The sequence below is a fragment of the Synechococcus sp. H55.9 genome, assembly GCF_047462355.1.
Lineage (GTDB): Bacteria > Cyanobacteriota > Cyanobacteriia > Thermostichales > Thermostichaceae > Thermostichus.
In genome coordinates this window covers 11946-13922 of sequence record NZ_JANSJB010000072.1, presented here as the reverse complement: position 1 = coordinate 13922, position 1977 = coordinate 11946, and the positions used below count along the sequence as shown (strand labels likewise).

General features: G+C 60.8%; 2 protein-coding genes and 1 pseudogene. All 3 read right to left on the bottom strand.

The genetic code is table 11. The annotated features are described in order from the left end of the window. The coding region (locus NW857_RS09735) for an S-layer homology domain-containing protein (protein ID WP_414368810.1) at positions 1 to 374 on the bottom strand (374 nt) is incomplete at its 3' end. Between the two features lie 150 nt (positions 375 to 524). Further along, positions 525 to 1559, bottom strand: a complete 1035-nt coding sequence (locus NW857_RS09730; RefSeq protein ID WP_414332807.1) for an NADP(H)-dependent aldo-keto reductase — start codon at positions 1557 to 1559, stop codon at positions 525 to 527. An 82-nt stretch (positions 1560 to 1641) separates the two neighbouring features. Beyond that, a pseudogene (locus tag NW857_RS09725) lies at positions 1642 to 1977 on the bottom strand (hypothetical protein); the annotation flags it as partial.

Below are 1977 nucleotides of genomic sequence, written 5' to 3'. Positions count from 1 at the left end.
TCGTTGGGACGGAACGTGCCGTCGGGAAAGCCGGAAACATACCCTGCTGCTGCCGCCGCGCCAATAGAGGGAGCTGCCCAACTGGGAATGGGATCGGCAAAGGAGCGTACGGGAACGTTGGTATCCAGCCCAAAAGCTTTGGTAACGATAACGGCAAACTGGGCGCGGGTAATCGACTCATTGGGGCGAAAGGTGCCGTCTGGGAAGCCGCCGATGATCTGCCGCTCGTTCAAGCCGGCGATGTACTGGGCGCCCCAGTAGGTGCTGATGTCAGAAAGTTGCGCCCAAGCGGGATCCCCCATCCAAACCAAGCTGCTGCAGCCTACCACCAGAGCTACCGTCTTCCAACCCTGCCAAAGGAAAAGGTTGCGCATTGTTTGTTCACACCTCACGATCTGCTAGGAGAGCCCCTGGGAGGTTTGTGAGTTCAAGAGGGGCCAGCTCGGACCTAGTTATCCAAGCCATAGCCCCAGACGAGGAAAGTTCTCAAAAAGTTCTCCTTGGCGGGCTGTTTTGTCGCCTGCTCAGGGTGCAGGATTGGGGTAGCGCTGGTGCACCGCTTCGATCTCCGCCAAGATCTCAGGCGACAGCTCCAGGCAACTGAGGTTTTCCTTGAGCTGGGCCAGGTTGGTGGCTCCGATGATGGTGCTGGTGACAAACCAGCGGCTGCGCACAAAGGCCAAAGCCAACTGGGCAGGGGTCAGGCCGTGCTGGCGGGCAATGCGTACGTAGGCGGCCACGGCCTCTTCCACATTGGGCTTGCGGTAGCGCTGGCCAAAGCCCTCAAACAGTGCCAAACGGGATCCCGGCGGCTTGGCGCCCCCCAGGTATTTGCCCGTCAGCAGCCCAAAGGCCAGGGGGCTGTAGGCCAGCAACCCCACCTGCTCGTGGTGGCAAACCTCCGCCAGGCCCATCTCAAACGTGCGGTTGAGGAGGCTATAGGCGTTTTGAATCGAGACCACCTTGGGCAGGCCCAACTGCTCGGCCAGGTGGCAGAACTCGCAGACTCCCCAGGGGGTTTCGTTGCTCAAGCCGATGTAGCGCACCAGGCCCTCCTGCACCAGTTCCGCCAAGCCCTGCAGTTGCTCGGCAATGGGAACCGTGGGCCGCTCCTGGCTGGGATCGTAGGCCACCCCCCCAAACAGGGGCACATAGCGATCCGGCCAGTGGATTTGGTAGAGGTCGATGTAGTCGGTCTTCAGGCGTTTGAGGCTGCCGGCCACCGCCTGTTTGAGGTTGTCGCGGCTAATCGAGAGAGACCCGCCGCGGATCCAGTGCCAGGGCCGACCCGGGCCGGTGATCTTGGTGGCGATGATGAGGCGCTCCCGCGGCTGGTGTTGTAGCCACTCGCCGATGTAGCGTTCTGTGGCTCCCTGGGTTTCCGCCCGCGCCGGCACCGGGTACATCTCGGCGGTGTCGATGAAGTTGATCCCGTGCTCCACCGCGTAATCGAGCTGTTCCCAAGCCTCGGCCAAGGTATTCTGCTGTCCAAAGGTCATGGTGCCCAGACAGATTTCCGAGACCTGCAAAGGGCTGTGGCCAAGCTGGCGGTAGCGCATGGAAACTCCCGATCTCCTAACCCGAGACAGCACACCAGTCCCCATTGTGCCCAACACCTGCCAGCCTATGGGATCCCTGCCCCTACTCTTGCTGCAGCATAGGCATGTACTCGCGGTAGATCTGGTTTAGGATTTCCAGGCCAATGCGGGTGCGACTGTCGGGGGGACGGGCCTCGACGGCTGCCTTTACTTGCAAGATGGTGCCCACTGGGTAAGGAGAACGCAGCTCCTCCCGCTTGCCCAAAAACACATCCGTGAAGTAGTCGATCAGCCGCTTGACCTCTCCCATGTCCTTGCGGGAAATGTCCATATCCAAAACGGTGGTCAATTTGGCCCGCATCGCCTGGAAGCTTTGCTGACTGGCGTTGAGGGCCACCCGCTTGGCCAGGCTATCCACCACAATTTGGCCGATCTTCTC